Source organism: Hymenobacter negativus, assembly GCF_016056375.1.
In the GTDB taxonomy this organism is placed as follows: Bacteria; Bacteroidota; Bacteroidia; order Cytophagales; family Hymenobacteraceae; genus Hymenobacter; species Hymenobacter negativus_A.
Genome location: NZ_JAEDAE010000001.1, coordinates 278,787 through 291,714, shown reverse-complemented (window position 1 = coordinate 291,714; position 12,928 = coordinate 278,787). Strand labels below are relative to the sequence as shown.

The following is a 12,928-nucleotide window of genomic DNA, read 5'->3' as shown; positions in this document are numbered from 1 at the left end:
GGAAATAGTTTTTTCACCCTTCAGCCGAAGCGTATGAGCCTGTACCAACTCATTTACCAGAGCCAGTCGCTGGTGCCCTTCGACACTCCGGAACTCACCGCGCTGCTCATCCAGTGCCGAGCTAATAACCTGCGCGACGACATTACCGGCCTGCTGCTGTACACCCCCGACGGCCGGTTTCTGCAAGTGCTGGAAGGCACGCCCGAGGCCGTTTGGCGGCTTTATTACCAGCACATCGCCGTCGACCCGCGGCATTTCAGCTGCCGGGTGCTCAGCGAAGGCCCCTGCCGGCACCGCGCCTTTTCCAACTGGCGCATGGGTTTCCGGGTGGCCCAGCCCCAGCACATGCGCACCCTGCTGGGCTACGTGCCGCCCGACTCCCCAGCCCTGCTGGTGCCACGCCCCCACACCCGCCCCGAATTGCTGGAGCTGTTGCACGATTTTGTAGCGCACGGCGAGGTAGAGCCCTGGCTGGAACACCCGCGCATGTAGCCCGGCGGCGCGCTGGCCCTCCCACTACTGCCAGGGCTGGTATCTTTACGCTAATGCCTGCTCCGCCTGCCCCCTACCCCATTGCTGCCCCGGCCACCCCGGGCGCGGCCCCGGTTTCCTTCCTGGCTGCCACCGCGCGCGACCTGCTGGACCGCTACGGTTCCGGCCCGCTCGATGAGCTGTCCGACATTGTGGTCATCGTGCCCACGCGCCGCGCCGTGGTGTATCTAAAGAATGAACTGGCGCTGGCCCTGCCCGGCGGTGCGCCGCTGTGGGCACCCCGCGTGGCCGCCATGGAAGACTACATGGTGGAGCTGGCCGGCGTGCAGGTGGAGGAGCCCATTGCCCTGCAATTGCTGCTCTACGACATCCTGAAAGGCATCGATACCGGGCTCGATTTCGATAAATTTGTGGGCTGGGCGGGCCTGCTGCTCAGCGACTTCTCCAACCTCGACCAGAACCTGGCCGACACGCACAAAGTATTTGAATACCTGAGCGAAGCCAAGGCTCTGGAGCGCTGGGACCTGGCCGAGCTGCCGCCCAAAAGCCAGGCCGCCGCGCACTCGTTCAGCTTCTGGAACCAGCTGGAGCGGGTGTACCACGAGCTGCAGCGCCGCATGAAGGCCAACCACCTCGCCTACCCCGGCCTGGCCTACCGCCTGGCCGTGCAGAAGCTGGAAAAGGCCCTGAAAGACCCCGCCAAACCCGAACCGGCCAAGCATGTGTTCGTGGGCCTGGGCAATCTGTCGAAGTCCGAGGAAAAGCTCATCCGGCTGTTGCTGAATGCGGGCCGGGCCGAAATCCGCTTCGACGCCGACCCGTTCTACCTCGAAAAAAACTCGCCCAACCGCGCCGGCCAGCACCTGCGGCGCTACTTCGAGCAGTGGAAACTGCCGCTCGATAATTTCGGGGGCGGCGTGGAATACCTGCGCGGCCAGGCCCACCACGTCCGCTACCTGGGCGTGGCCAACCCCAGCATGCAGGGCAAGCTGGCCGGCCAGTTGCTGGCCGAAGCCCGCCAGCGCTACCCCGACGCCACTGTGGCCGTCGTGCTGCCCGACGAAACCCTGCTCCTGCCCGTGCTCCACGGCCTGCCGCCCGACGAGGTGCCCGACTATAACGTGACCATGGGCCTGAGCTTTCAGGCCACGCCCCTGTTCAACTTGGTCGATTTGCTGTTTGAAGTGCACCTCACCGGCATTCGGGAGGGCAGCCAGGAAACCGGCTACGGCGTGCCTCGCTACCACCACCTGGCCGTGAGCAAGCTACTGAGCCACCCTTTCCTGCGCCGCTACCAGCACTGGCAGGACCAGCAGGCCGACCAACCCCAGTACCACGGCATCCTCGACCAGGTTTGCCGCGAAATCGTGCGCCTGAATGCCGTGCTCCTGCCCGCCGAGGAACTGCTGAAGCTCGGCGCACACCACCCGCTCATCGAGGCCCTGTTCAAAACCTGGGACAACTGCGACGACATCATCGCCGCCTGCTACACCGTCATCGACCTGCTGCGCCAGGTGTACGCCGCCGAAGTAGCCGACACCGACCGCGAAGCCAGCCTCGGGTCCGAGTATCTGTACCTGTTCTACACCCTCGTCAAGCAGCTCGATTCAGCCTTCGACTGCCGTGAGCAGCGCCTGTCGGTGCGCTCGTTCCGCCGCTTCCTGTACGAGCAGATGGGCCGCACCCGCCTGCCCTTCTCCGGCGAGCCGCTGGCCGACGTTCAGGTAATGGGCTTACTGGAAACCAGAGCGTTGGATTTCGACCACCTCATCATCCTCAGCTGCAACGAGGGCGTGCTGCCGGCACCTAAGCGCCAGCAGTCGTTGTTTCCTTACGACGTCCTCACCACGGCCAACCTCCCGACTTACGCCGATGCGGAGGCCATCACGGCCTACAACTTCTGGCGCCTGCTGCAACGGGCCCAGCGCGTGGATTTGGTGCACGTGCTGCCCGGGGCCGAGGGCATGAAAAGCGGTGAGCGCAGCCGTTTTCTGTTGCAATTGCAGAACGACTTGTTGCCCCAAAACCCGCAGCTTACGCTGGAAGACTTGACCGTTTCCGTAGCCGGCCCGGAGGTTGAAGTCGGCGTGAACCCCTACGAAGGCGACCTGATTCTGGAAAAAGACTCCGAAATGCTGGCCGCCCTGCGCGGCGTGCTGGAGCGCAACATCTCGCCCTCGCGCCTCAACGATTTCCTGGCCTGCTCCCTGCGGTTCTACTTCTCGAAAGTGGCCCGCTTCCACGAAAACGAAGCCGTAGAGGAAACGCTGGAAGCCAGCAGCTTCGGCACCATGATACACGAGGCGCTGGAAAACCTGATGCTGCCCTTCGAGCAGGGTGCCCGCCCGATTACGGCCGCTGACATCCCCGAACTCATTCGCCAGGCCCCGGCCGAGGTACAGCGTGCTCTGCGCCAGGAAGCCAGCGAAAAGCATGCCCGCGCCGACGAAGGCCTGAACCACGTGTATGGCCAGGTAGCCACGCGCTTGGTGGTGCGCCTGCTGGAAAGCCTGACCGAGCAGCCCGGGCTGCTGCCCTTGCGCCTTTTTGGCCTGGAAAAGGAGCTGGCCGCCACCGTTTTCGTGGATGTACCGGGCCAGCCCGAGCAATTAGCCGTGCGCCTCTTCGGCTTCGCCGACCGCGTAGACGAGTTGCCCGATGGCCGCCTGCGCGTGGTCGACTACAAATCCGGCCTCGTAAAAAAGAGCGACCTCCAGTTGCGCGGCTACCGCGACAAGCTCAGCCCCGCCGAGGCCGTGGACCGCCTCCTGCACGAGCCCAGTAGCAGCGCTGATAAGGTGCGCCAGCTCTGGCTCTACCGCCTCATGCTGGCCCACACGGTGCAGCGCGAAACGGCCGATACTTCCATCCTTTCCCTGCGCAACATCGACGAAGGCCTCCTCTCCGCCGACCTCAGCTTCCTCACCGACGGCGGCGAAGACTTCGTAGCCGTTTCCGAAGACTTAGTGCGTAAAATTGCCCTCCGGATTCTCGACCCCGCCGAGCCCATCCGCAAAACCGACGACTTCACCAAGTGCGAGTATTGCCCCTACAAAGGCATCTGCGCGCGATAACATCCCACCCATGCAAGACCAGAAAACCAAAGACGAATTCATGCAAGCCGCCATCGACGAAGCCCGCCTGGGCCGCTCGCAAGGAGGCATTCCCATCGGCTCCGTGCTCGTGCGCGACGGCAAAATCATCGGCCAGGGCCACAACAAGCGCGTGCAGGAAGACTCCGCCATCAAGCACGGCGAGATGGACTGCCTGACCAATGCCGGCCGCCAGCGCAGCTACCGCGACACGGTCATCTACACCACGCTGATGCCGTGCTACATGTGCGCCGGCACCATCGTGCAGTTCAAAATTCCGAAGGTGATGGTGGGCGAGTCGCGCACCTTTGGCGAGTCCCGCGCCTTCCTCGAAAGCCACGGCGTAGAGGTGGTTGACATGGACCTCCAAGAGTGCGTGGATATGATGAATGAGTTCATCGAAGCCGAGCCCACGCTCTGGAACGAGGACATTATGGAGTTGTAAGAACGAGCTTTCCAGGCTCAAACTAAAGAACGGTCGTGCTGGGTTCAGCACGACCGTTCTTTAGTTTATCCGGCGTCCCTTCTGCCGTGTTACTTGCGCAGCACGCGCCGGGTAAAATCCGACAGCACCAGCGTGCCACTGATACCGGCGCGCTCGGTCAGCAGCGTGTCCCAATGCTCGGTACCCTGCCAGAAAACCTGTTTCATTGCCCGGGTAGCATCCGGTGCGTAAGCCGCCATTTTAGCGGCAAAAGCAGCCACCGCAGCATCAAGCGCGGCCACATCGTCCACTACTTCGGCATACAAGCCCTTCTCTTTCGCCCAGTCAGCCGAGCGAAACTCGCCTGCATCCAACGCCAACTGCTGGAAGGCCGACGTGCCAATCTTGCGCTCCACGGCTGGCCCTACCACGAAGGGCCCGATGCCCACCGCCAGCTCGCTCAGCTTCACGGCCGCGTGCTGGGTGGCGAAGCAGTAGTCCGTAGCCGCCGCCACGCCCACGCCGCCGCCCACGGCCTTGCCCTGCACCCGCCCAATGATGATTTTCGGCGCGGTGCGACAGGCATTGATAACCCGCGCAAAGCCGGAAAAAAACTCCAGTCCCTGCGCTTTGGTCTCAATCGTCAGCAGCTCATCGAAGCTGGCCCCGGCGCAGAAGGTGCGGTCGCCCTCGCTTTTGAGGACAATGACTTTCGTGCCCTCGTCCTGTCCGGCGCGGGTGATGGCCTGCGCCAAATCATTCAGCACGCGGCTGGGCAAAGAATTGTGCGAAGGGTGAAAAAAGGTGATGGTGGTGATGCCCGCGGCATCGGTTTCGGCCAGAACGTGGCCGGCGATGAGGGTGCTCATGTTATTCCTGATTTTTCTTTTTTACCATCGTCAAAATCGTGGCCACGGCCACAGTTTCGTTGGTTTCATCGGTCACCGTCACCAGCCAGCGCACAATGCCTTTGGCGATGTCGTTTTCGTCGCGCTTCTCCTGCCCCACTTTCTCTTTCACCGTCAGCTTCACGCCGATGGTGGTACCCGGGTATACAGGCTTGGTGAAGCGGCATTCGTCGAGGCCGTAGTTGAGCAATACCGGGCCTTTGCGCGGGTCCACAAACATGCCGGCCGCTTTGCTAAGCACGTAATAGCCGTGGGCCACCCGGCCGGTGAATAGCGTACCTTCCAGCGAAGTAGCATCGACGTGGGCGTAGAAATTATCGCCCGAAATGCCCGCGAAATTGGCAATGTCGGCCTCCGTCACCGTGTGCTTATGCGTGGTGTAGGTTTCGCCGATTTCCAGCTCTTCGAAGTAGCGCTGGAAAGGGTGTTTGTCGTATTCCACCTGCTTGGCGCCGGTCTGGTACACCTCCGTGATGGCCGTAATCATGCTCGGTGAGCCCTGCAAAGCCACGCGCTGCATAAAGTGCTCCACCCCGCGGATGCCGCCCATCTCCTGCCCGCCGCCGGCCCGGCCGGGGCCACCGTGAATGAGCTGCGGTAGTGGCGAGCCGTGGCCCGTGCTTTCCTTCGCCATCTCGTTGTTCAGCACCAAGATGCGGCCGTGGTTCGTTGCCGCGCCCAGCACAAATTCCTGCGCCGTAAGCGGGTCATTCGTGGCCAGCGAGCACACCAGTGAGCCTTTGCCCATGTTGGCCAGCGTCACGGCCTCGGCCATGTCGTGGTAGGGCATCAGCGTTACCACCGGGCCAAAGGCTTCGATTTCGTGGCTGTCGAGGTGCTTGAATGGCTGGTCGTTGCGCAGCACAATGGGCGAGGTGAAAGCGCCCTTTGCGAAGTTGGCGCCCCGGTCCTTGCCCAGCAGCTCCAGCTCGTCCAGGCTGCCATACACGATGGGCGTGTGCTGCGCCAGGTGCCGCACCCTGTCGCGGAAGATATCAGCCTGCGCCCGGCCAGCCAGCGCACCCATGCGCACGCCTTCGGCCTGCGGGTGGCCCACCGTCGTTTGCGCCAGCAGCTTGCCCAGGGCAATCTGCACGTCTTCGAGCAGGTTTTCGGGCACGATGGCGCGGCGGATGGCGGTGCATTTCTGCCCGCACTTGGCCGTCATTTCCTTGCGGATTTCCTTCACAAATAAGTCGAATTCCGGCGTACCGGGCCGGGCATCCGGCCCCAGCACAGCGGCATTCAGCGAGTCGGCCTCCATCGTAAACGGCACGGCTTCCTCAATGATGCGTGGGTGGGCGCGCAGCTTGCGGCCGGTCGCGGCCGAGCCGGTAAAAGTTACCACGTCCTGATAGGTAACGTGGTCGAGCAAACCCTGCCCCGAACCAACCACTAGCTGCAAAGCCCCTTCCGGCAGAATGCCGGAGGCAATGATTTCACGGACTACGGCCTCGGTGAGGTAGGCCGAGGGCACGGCGGGCTTCACCACGGCGGGCATGCCCGCCAGTAGGTTCACCGCAATTTTTTCCAGCATGCCCCAGATGGGGAAATTATAGGCGTTGATGTGCACGGCAACGCCCTCGCGCGGCACCAGCAGGTGCTGAGCCATGAAGGTGCCGCCCTTGCTCAGGCCCACTGGCTCACCTTCCACGTAAAACGGCTTATCCGGAAACTTGCGCCGCAGCGAAGCATTGGCGAAGAGGTTGCCGATGCCGCCCTCAATGTCAATCCAGGAATCGGCCCGCGTTGCGCCCGAGCGGTAGCTCAGCTCATAAAAAACCTCCTTCTTTTCCTGCAAGTGAAAAGCCAGCGCCTTTAGCATCCGGCCCCGCTCGTGGAAGGTCATTTTACGCAGCTTGGGGTTGCCCACCCGGCGGCCGTAATCGAGGATTTTCTCGAAGTCGAAGCCTTCCGTATTGGCCAGGGCAATGACTTCGCCGGTGCTGGCATCGAGTAATTCCTGGGGCGAATTGCCGCCGGTGCTCCAGCGGCCGAGGGTGTAGTTTTCGAGGGTGGGAGTCATGAGAAAGAAGTTAGCGCATGCTTTAACATGCGCGGGGTAATCATTTCGTTATGAACGAGCTAAGCACATGCTACAACACAGGTTCCGCTACGAGGAATAACGCATTGGCGCGCGCCTTGCGGCGCAACAGCGGGCTGGCGCGGTACCGGTCTTCATGGTACTCGGCGTAGAGGTCGTCGAGGGTGGCCAGCACGCTGGCAGGCCCCAACTCATCGGCCCAGGCCAGCAGGCCTTTGGGATAGTTAACGCCCTTGGTCATGGCCAGCTCCAGGTCGGCGGCCGAGGCTACGTTCAGGGCCAACGCATCCACCGCTTCGTTGATGAGCATGGCTAGTATGCGGCTCACTATCCGGCGGCCCAACACTTCGTCGCGGGTGGGCGCGGGCTGCGCGGCATCAGCAGCATAATTGTAAAAGCCCCGGCCTGATTTCCGGCCGTAATAGCCGGCCTCGAACAAGCGTTTCTGCGAGAAAGAAGGCTTGAAGCGCGGGTCGTAGAAAAAGGCGGTGAACACGGATTCCGTCACGCGGTAGTTCACATCGTGGCCAATAAAGTCCATCAGCGCGAACGGTCCCATGCGGAAGCCGCCCAGCTCCGTCATGGCCCAGTCGATGGTTGCCATGTCAGCGATGCCTTCTTCCATGATGCGAATGGCCTCGCCATAGAAGGGCCGCGCCACCCGGTTCACGATGAAGCCCGGCGTGTCCTGCGTCAGCACGGGCAGCTTGTTCCAGCTGGCTATTAGGGCTTTGATTTTTTCGGCCAGCCCCGCCCGGGTTTGCACGGCCGGAATCACCTCCACCAACTGCATTACGGGAGCCGGATTGAAAAAGTGGATGCCCACAAACCGCTCCGGCCGCTCACAAGCTGCCGCAATCGAAGTCAGCGACAGCGACGAGGTGTTGCTGGCCAGCACGCAATCGGCCGAAACCACGCCTTCGAGCTTGCGGAAAAGCTGCTGCTTCACCCCCAAATCCTCCACAATGGCTTCAATCACCAGCTCGCAGTCAGCGAAATCCTGCATGTCGGCCGTGGCATAGAGGCGGCTGCTGGCTGCTGATGCTGCATCGCTGGTCAGCTTGCCTTTCTCGGCCAGTTTGCGCAGGTTATCCTGAATGCCGGAAACGGCCCGCTCCAGCGCGCCGGCGTGCTGGTCGAGCAAGCGCACGGTATGGCCAGCTGTGGCTACAACTTGGGCAATGCCCGCGCCCATGGCCCCGCAACCAATTATACCAACGGTTTTCATTGGCCGGTGAAGCTGGGTTGACGTTTTTCGAGGAAGGCGGCGACGCCTTCGCGGTAATCGGTGGTATTGCCGGCGCGGAGCTGGTAGTCGCCCTCGGCGCGCAGCTGCTGGGCCACGTCGTTGGCAAACGTGCTGTTCAGGAGCTGCTTGGTATAAGCCAGACCTTTGGTGGGCATGGCGGCCAGCTTGCGCACTAGCGTGGCCACATCCTGGTCGAAGGTTTCGTCGGCAAAAGCCTTGTAAATCATACCCATCTGCACGGCTTCGGCGGCGCTCACTTTGTCGCCGGTCATCATCAGCGCGCTGGCCCGCTGCATTCCAATGAGTCGCGGCAGAAAGTACGTCCCGCCGCTATCTGGAATCAGCCCAATCTTACTGAAAGCTTGAATGAAGGAGGCTGATTCTTTGGCCACTACAATGTCGCAGGCCAGGGCGATGTTGGCACCGGCACCGGCTGCCACGCCGTTCACGGCCGCCACCACCGGCTTATCCAGCTCGCGAATGAGTAGGATAATCGGATTGTAGTGCTTCTCCACGATTTCGGCCACCTCCGGGCTGTCCGGCCCGGTGATTTCGGCCAAATCCTGCCCCGCGCAGAAGGCCCGCCCGGTCCCGGTAATGAGCACAGCCCGCACCGACGCATCGCCCTGGCAATCGCGCAGATGCTGCTGAAACGCCAGCGCCAGCGGCTTATTCACGCTATTAAATACCTCGGGCCGGTTGAGGCGGATAGTGGCAATGCCGTTTTCCAGCGAAAAAATCAGGGGGTCGTTTTCAGGCATAATGGGAGGAGTGTAAAAATTGAACGATTGTAGAGACGCGACATTTCGCGTCTTGGCGTTGCTGATGTTGTTTATATCGCCCCGGCTTTGCTCGTTCAACGAGAAGACGCGAAGTGTCGCGTCTCTACATTGCACATATCAAATCAACTGTGGCATTTGAAATAATCGAACGGCTCACGGCAATCGTCGCATTGATACAGCGCCTTGCACGCCGTAGAGCCGAACTGGCTGACCAGATGCGTATGCTCCGACTTGCATAGCGGGCAGCGCACAGCGGTTTCTTTCCCGAACAGATTGAGCACGTGTCCGCTGGCCGTGCCGTCAATTGGCGGGGCAATGCCGTAAGCTTCCAGCTTCTCGCGGCCGGCCTTGGTCATCCAATCAGTAGTCCAGGCCGGGCTAAGCTGATTGTTGATTGTCAGCTTGGTATAACCTTCTGCCAGTAGCCGCAGCCGGATGTCGGTGGCAATGGTATTCATAGCCGGGCAGCCCGAATACGTGGGCGTGATGGTCACGGTAATCTGCTCACCCTCCACGCGCACGGCCCGCACGATGCCCAGGTCCAGGATGCTGAGCACCGGCACTTCGGGGTCGGTCACCTCCTCCAGCAGCTGCCAGATGTGGGCTTCGGTGGGGGGCGCGGGCGCTACCATGTCAGGCCGGGAAAGGTGCGCTGCATATACTGCAGCTCGGTCAGAATGTAGCCCAAGTGCTCGGTGTGACGGCCATCTTTGCCACCCGTCAGCATGAAAACCTGCTGAGGCACCGCCAACGTAGCTTCTGCCAACACCTGCTCGGCGTGAGCCGCCATTCCGGCCTGAATTTCGGCGTAGTCTGGAATCAGCCCGGCCGCTTGCAGCTCTTTTTCCAGCGCTGTGGGCATGGTCAGCTCCCCCGAAAAGCGCCACAGCTCGGCTATGGCTTTTTCCACGCGTTGGCGGCTTTCTTCCGTGCCATCGCCCAGCCGGATTATCCATTCCGAACTCCACTTCAGATGGTAAGTGGCCTCTTTCAGAGACTTTTCCGCAATTGCAGCCAGCCGCTCATCGGCATTGGTCAGCAACTGCTTGAGAAAATGGTAGTGGAAGTTATCAAACAAAAACTGACGCACCACAGTGTCGGCAAAGTCACCGTTGGGCTGCTCCACCAGCAGCGGGTTGCGGTATTCGGTGGCGCTGCGCAGGTAGGCGAGGTCGTCTTCGGTGCGCCCCTGCCCTTCCAGCTCGGCAGCGTATTGGTAGAGGCTACGGGTTTCGCCCAGCAAATCCAGCGCGATGTTGGCCATGGCCAGGTCCTGCTCCAGAATAGGCCCGTGCCCGCACCACTCGCTCAGCCGATGGCCCAGAACCAAACTAGTGTCGGCCAGCTGCAACACAAACTGGAATAACTGCTGCCGCACCGCTGGCGCGTAGTTGGCCAAAGCCGGATTTTCCGAAGAAGCAAACTCCATATCGCCCTGCATTACATGTGTTTAATAGAATCCGGAACCTGATAAAAGGTCGGGTGCCGGTACACTTTGTCGTTAGCCGGGTCGAAGAAAGCTTCCGCATCATCCGGGTTGGAGGCATGCACATGCTTCGATTCCACCACCCAGATGCTAATGCCCTCCTGCCGGCGCGTGTACACGTCGCGGGCATTCTGGATGGCCATTTGCGCGTCGGCCGCGTGCAGGCTGCCCACATGCTTGTGGTCAAGCCCCTGCTTGCTGCGGATAAAGACCTCCCAAAGAGGCCATTCAGATTGATTCATTGATATTAGCGTGTAGAGACGCGACACTTCGCGCCTCTTCGTTGCTGATGTTATTATGTCTGGCGCGTCCAACGACAAGACGCGAAGTGTCGCGTCTCTACATCTCAGGTTGGCAGTTACGCAGCTGCCGTCTCACGCTCAGCGCGCTTGGCCGCGTGCGCCATGGCGGCTTCGCGCACCCAGGCACCTTCTTCATGCGCTTTCACGCGCGCCCCGAGGCGGTCGCGGTTGCACAAGCCATTGCCCTTCACCACGGCCCAGAACTCATCCCAGTTTACCTCGCCGAAGTCGTAGGCCTGGCGGGCTTCGTTCCATTTCACCAGCGGGTCGGGCACGGTCAAACCCAGGAATTCGGCCTGGGGCACCATCATATCCACGAATTTCTGGCGCAGCTCGTCATTGGTGAAGCGCTTGATGCGCCAGTTCATGCTCTGAGCCGTGTTGGGCGAGTCCTCGTCTTTCGGGCCGAACATCATCAGCGTGGGCCACCACCAGCGGTTCAGGGCCTCTTGGGCCATGGCTTTCTGCTCAGGCGCGCCTTCGCATAGCGTCTGCATTATCTCGAACCCCTGGCGCTGATGAAAGCTCTCCTCCTTGCAAACCCGCACCATGGCGCGGGCGTAGGGGCCGTATGAAGTGCGGCACAGCGGCACCTGGTTCAGAATGGCCGCGCCATCCACCAGCCAGCCCACGCAGCCCATATCGGCCCAGCTTAGCGTGGGGTAGTTAAAAATGCTGGAATACTTGGCTTTGCCCGAGTGCAGGTCGGCCAGCATCTGGTCGCGGGTGGTGCCCAGCGTTTCGGCCGCGCTGTAGAGGTAGAGGCCGTGGCCCGCTTCGTCCTGTACTTTCGAAAGCAGAATGGATTTGCGCTTGAGCGAAGGAGCCCGCGTAATCCAGTTACCTTCCGGAAGCATTCCAACCAGCTCTGAGTGAGCGTGCTGCGAAATTTGTCGAATCAATGTTTTGCGGTAGGCATCGGGCATCCAGTCCTTGGGCTCGATGCGCACGTCGGCATCAATGCGGGCCTGAAACTGCTCTTCCTGGGTCATTTCTAACGTTTCCATACGCTTTCAACAAAGCTTAACTAACAATCGTTAGTTAAAAGTAAGAAATATTATCGGCTGCTACTGGTCAAAATCCACTGCTACCGTTTCGGTAGTAGGCCGGGCCTGGCAGGTCAGCACGTAGCCTTTCGCCACTTCGGTGTCCGATAGCGAATAGTTTACGTCCATTTCGACCTGCCCGGCCGTCACGCGGGCGCGGCAGGTGCTGCACATGCCGTTTTTGCAGGAATAAGGGGCATCCACACCGGTTTCCAGCAGCGCATCCAGGATGGTGTTGCCGTAGTACGACATCTCCAGCACGCGGGTATTGCCGTCGAGTTGTACCGTCACGGTGCTGTGCTTGTCGTCCTCGCCCACGGGCGGCAGCTTGGGTTTGGCCGCGCCGCCCGTCCCGGCATTCGCCGAGCCAAACATCTCGAAATGAATCTTCTCCGGTGCTACGCCGGCATCAGTAAGCGCGGCGCGGACACCATTTATCATGTCCTCCGGCCCGCAGATGAAGCACTCATCAACTTGGGCGGCGGGTACAATCTTGGCGAGAAATTCAGCCGCCTTGGCTTGGTCAATGCGGCCGAACAGCAGGTCCGATTCTCCCTTCTCGCGGCTCAGCACATGGTACACACTGATGCGATTCAGAAATCGGTTTTTCAAGGCTTCAATGCCTTCCTTGAAGATGATGGAATTGCGCCCCCGGTTGCCATACACCAATGTTACCTGGCTGGCCGGCTCGGTCAGCAGCACGGTTTTGATAATGCTGAACACCGGCGTAATACCGCTGCCCGCCGCAAAAAACAGGTAGTTTTTGGCTTGCTCCGAATGCACGGGCGTGTGGAAATGCCCGGCAGGGGGCATCACGTCCAGCTCCTCGCCCACTTGCAAAGCATCCACGGCCAGCGACGAAAACCGCCCCTCCGGCACCTTCTTGATAGCCACCTGCCATTCCCCTTCCAGCGGGCTGCTGCAAATGGAATAGGACCGCCGCAACTCCTCGCCGTTGTGTTCGCGCCGAAACGTTAAATACTGGCCCTGTGTGAAGGCAAACGTCTCGCGCAGCTCGGCTGGCACATCCAGCGATACCACCACACTGTCCGGGGTTTCCCGTTGAATGCGCTTAATTTTAACTTTATGGAAACGACTCATTA

General features: G+C 60.9%; 12 protein-coding genes. 3 read left to right on the top strand and 9 right to left on the bottom strand.

Translation table 11 applies throughout. The annotated features are described in order from the left end of the window. Positions 1 to 33 precede the first annotated feature (33 nt). Genes I7X13_RS01275 through I7X13_RS01265 form a run of 3 tightly spaced genes read left to right on the top strand, consistent with a single transcriptional unit; the run spans position 34 to position 4,029 of the window. Positions 34 to 492 (top strand): BLUF domain-containing protein, encoded by a 459-nt coding sequence (locus tag I7X13_RS01275; RefSeq protein ID WP_198074070.1) that lies wholly within the window; start codon positions 34 to 36, stop codon positions 490 to 492. 53 nt (positions 493 to 545) lie between these two features. After that, on the top strand, positions 546 to 3,566 hold the full coding sequence (locus I7X13_RS01270) for a PD-(D/E)XK nuclease family protein (RefSeq protein WP_198074069.1): 3,021 nt from the start codon (positions 546 to 548) through the stop codon (positions 3,564 to 3,566). A gap of 10 nt (positions 3,567 to 3,576) precedes the next feature. Next, positions 3,577 to 4,029 carry a nucleoside deaminase gene (locus I7X13_RS01265; RefSeq protein ID WP_198070361.1) on the top strand — a complete coding sequence of 151 codons (453 nt, stop codon included), beginning with the start codon at positions 3,577 to 3,579 and terminating at the stop codon, positions 4,027 to 4,029. Between the two features lie 89 nt (positions 4,030 to 4,118). Here I7X13_RS01265 and I7X13_RS01260 read toward each other — a convergent pair whose 3' ends face one another. From I7X13_RS01260 to paaE, 9 genes are all read right to left on the bottom strand, one after another. Continuing rightward, on the bottom strand, positions 4,119 to 4,877 hold the full coding sequence (locus tag I7X13_RS01260; RefSeq protein ID WP_198074068.1) for an enoyl-CoA hydratase/isomerase family protein: 759 nt from the start codon (positions 4,875 to 4,877) through the stop codon (positions 4,119 to 4,121). A 1-nt stretch (position 4,878) separates the two neighbouring features. Further along, a complete protein-coding gene (paaZ, locus tag I7X13_RS01255) occupies positions 4,879 to 6,942 on the bottom strand; it encodes a phenylacetic acid degradation bifunctional protein PaaZ (RefSeq protein WP_198074067.1) in 2,064 nt (687 codons plus the stop codon). A gap of 70 nt (positions 6,943 to 7,012) precedes the next feature. Continuing rightward, positions 7,013 to 8,188, bottom strand: coding sequence for a 3-hydroxyacyl-CoA dehydrogenase NAD-binding domain-containing protein (locus I7X13_RS01250; RefSeq protein WP_198074066.1), 1,176 nt, complete (start codon positions 8,186 to 8,188; stop codon positions 7,013 to 7,015). Further along, entirely contained in the window at positions 8,185 to 8,970 is a 786-nt protein-coding gene (locus I7X13_RS01245) for an enoyl-CoA hydratase-related protein (RefSeq protein WP_198074065.1), read from the bottom strand. Before I7X13_RS01245 ends, I7X13_RS01250 begins: the two co-directional genes overlap by 4 nt. 143 nt (positions 8,971 to 9,113) lie before the next feature. Continuing rightward, the gene (paaD, locus tag I7X13_RS01240; protein WP_198074064.1) at positions 9,114 to 9,623 is read right to left on the bottom strand and encodes a 1,2-phenylacetyl-CoA epoxidase subunit PaaD; all 510 of its coding nucleotides are present in this window, start codon (positions 9,621 to 9,623) and stop codon (positions 9,114 to 9,116) included. After that, positions 9,617 to 10,420: a 1,2-phenylacetyl-CoA epoxidase subunit PaaC gene (paaC, locus tag I7X13_RS01235; RefSeq protein WP_198074063.1), complete on the bottom strand. Its 804-nt coding sequence runs from the start codon at positions 10,418 to 10,420 to the stop codon at positions 9,617 to 9,619. Before paaC ends, paaD begins: the two co-directional genes overlap by 7 nt. A gap of 11 nt (positions 10,421 to 10,431) precedes the next feature. Next, the gene (paaB, locus tag I7X13_RS01230; RefSeq protein WP_198070354.1) at positions 10,432 to 10,719 is read right to left on the bottom strand and encodes a 1,2-phenylacetyl-CoA epoxidase subunit PaaB; all 288 of its coding nucleotides are present in this window, start codon (positions 10,717 to 10,719) and stop codon (positions 10,432 to 10,434) included. A 116-nt stretch (positions 10,720 to 10,835) separates the two neighbouring features. Then, entirely contained in the window at positions 10,836 to 11,786 is a 951-nt protein-coding gene (gene paaA, locus I7X13_RS01225) for a 1,2-phenylacetyl-CoA epoxidase subunit PaaA (protein ID WP_198074062.1), read from the bottom strand. Positions 11,787 to 11,846: 60 nt separating this feature from the next. Beyond that, positions 11,847 to 12,926 (bottom strand): 1,2-phenylacetyl-CoA epoxidase subunit PaaE, encoded by a 1,080-nt coding sequence (gene paaE, locus I7X13_RS01220; protein ID WP_198074061.1) that lies wholly within the window; start codon positions 12,924 to 12,926, stop codon positions 11,847 to 11,849. Between the last annotated feature and the right edge of the window lie 2 nt (positions 12,927 to 12,928).

Bases quoted from the DNA above. Each gene is read 5' to 3' on its own strand.
- I7X13_RS01275 (WP_198074070.1), top strand. From the start codon at position 34: ATGAGCCTGTACCAACTCATTTACCAGAGCCAGTCGCTGGTGCCCTTC.
- I7X13_RS01270 (WP_198074069.1), top strand. From the start codon at position 546: ATGCCTGCTCCGCCTGCCCCCTACCCCATTGCTGCCCCGGCCACCCCG.
- I7X13_RS01265 (WP_198070361.1), top strand. From the start codon at position 3,577: ATGCAAGACCAGAAAACCAAAGACGAATTCATGCAAGCCGCCATCGAC.
- I7X13_RS01260 (WP_198074068.1), bottom strand. From the start codon at position 4,877: ATGAGCACCCTCATCGCCGGCCACGTTCTGGCCGAAACCGATGCCGCG.
- paaZ (WP_198074067.1), bottom strand. From the start codon at position 6,942: ATGACTCCCACCCTCGAAAACTACACCCTCGGCCGCTGGAGCACCGGC.
- I7X13_RS01250 (WP_198074066.1), bottom strand. From the start codon at position 8,188: ATGAAAACCGTTGGTATAATTGGTTGCGGGGCCATGGGCGCGGGCATT.
- I7X13_RS01245 (WP_198074065.1), bottom strand. From the start codon at position 8,970: ATGCCTGAAAACGACCCCCTGATTTTTTCGCTGGAAAACGGCATTGCC.
- paaD (WP_198074064.1), bottom strand. From the start codon at position 9,623: ATGGTAGCGCCCGCGCCCCCCACCGAAGCCCACATCTGGCAGCTGCTG.
- paaC (WP_198074063.1), bottom strand. From the start codon at position 10,420: ATGGAGTTTGCTTCTTCGGAAAATCCGGCTTTGGCCAACTACGCGCCA.
- paaB (WP_198070354.1), bottom strand. From the start codon at position 10,719: ATGAATCAATCTGAATGGCCTCTTTGGGAGGTCTTTATCCGCAGCAAG.
- paaA (WP_198074062.1), bottom strand. From the start codon at position 11,786: ATGGAAACGTTAGAAATGACCCAGGAAGAGCAGTTTCAGGCCCGCATT.
- paaE (WP_198074061.1), bottom strand. From the start codon at position 12,926: ATGAGTCGTTTCCATAAAGTTAAAATTAAGCGCATTCAACGGGAAACC.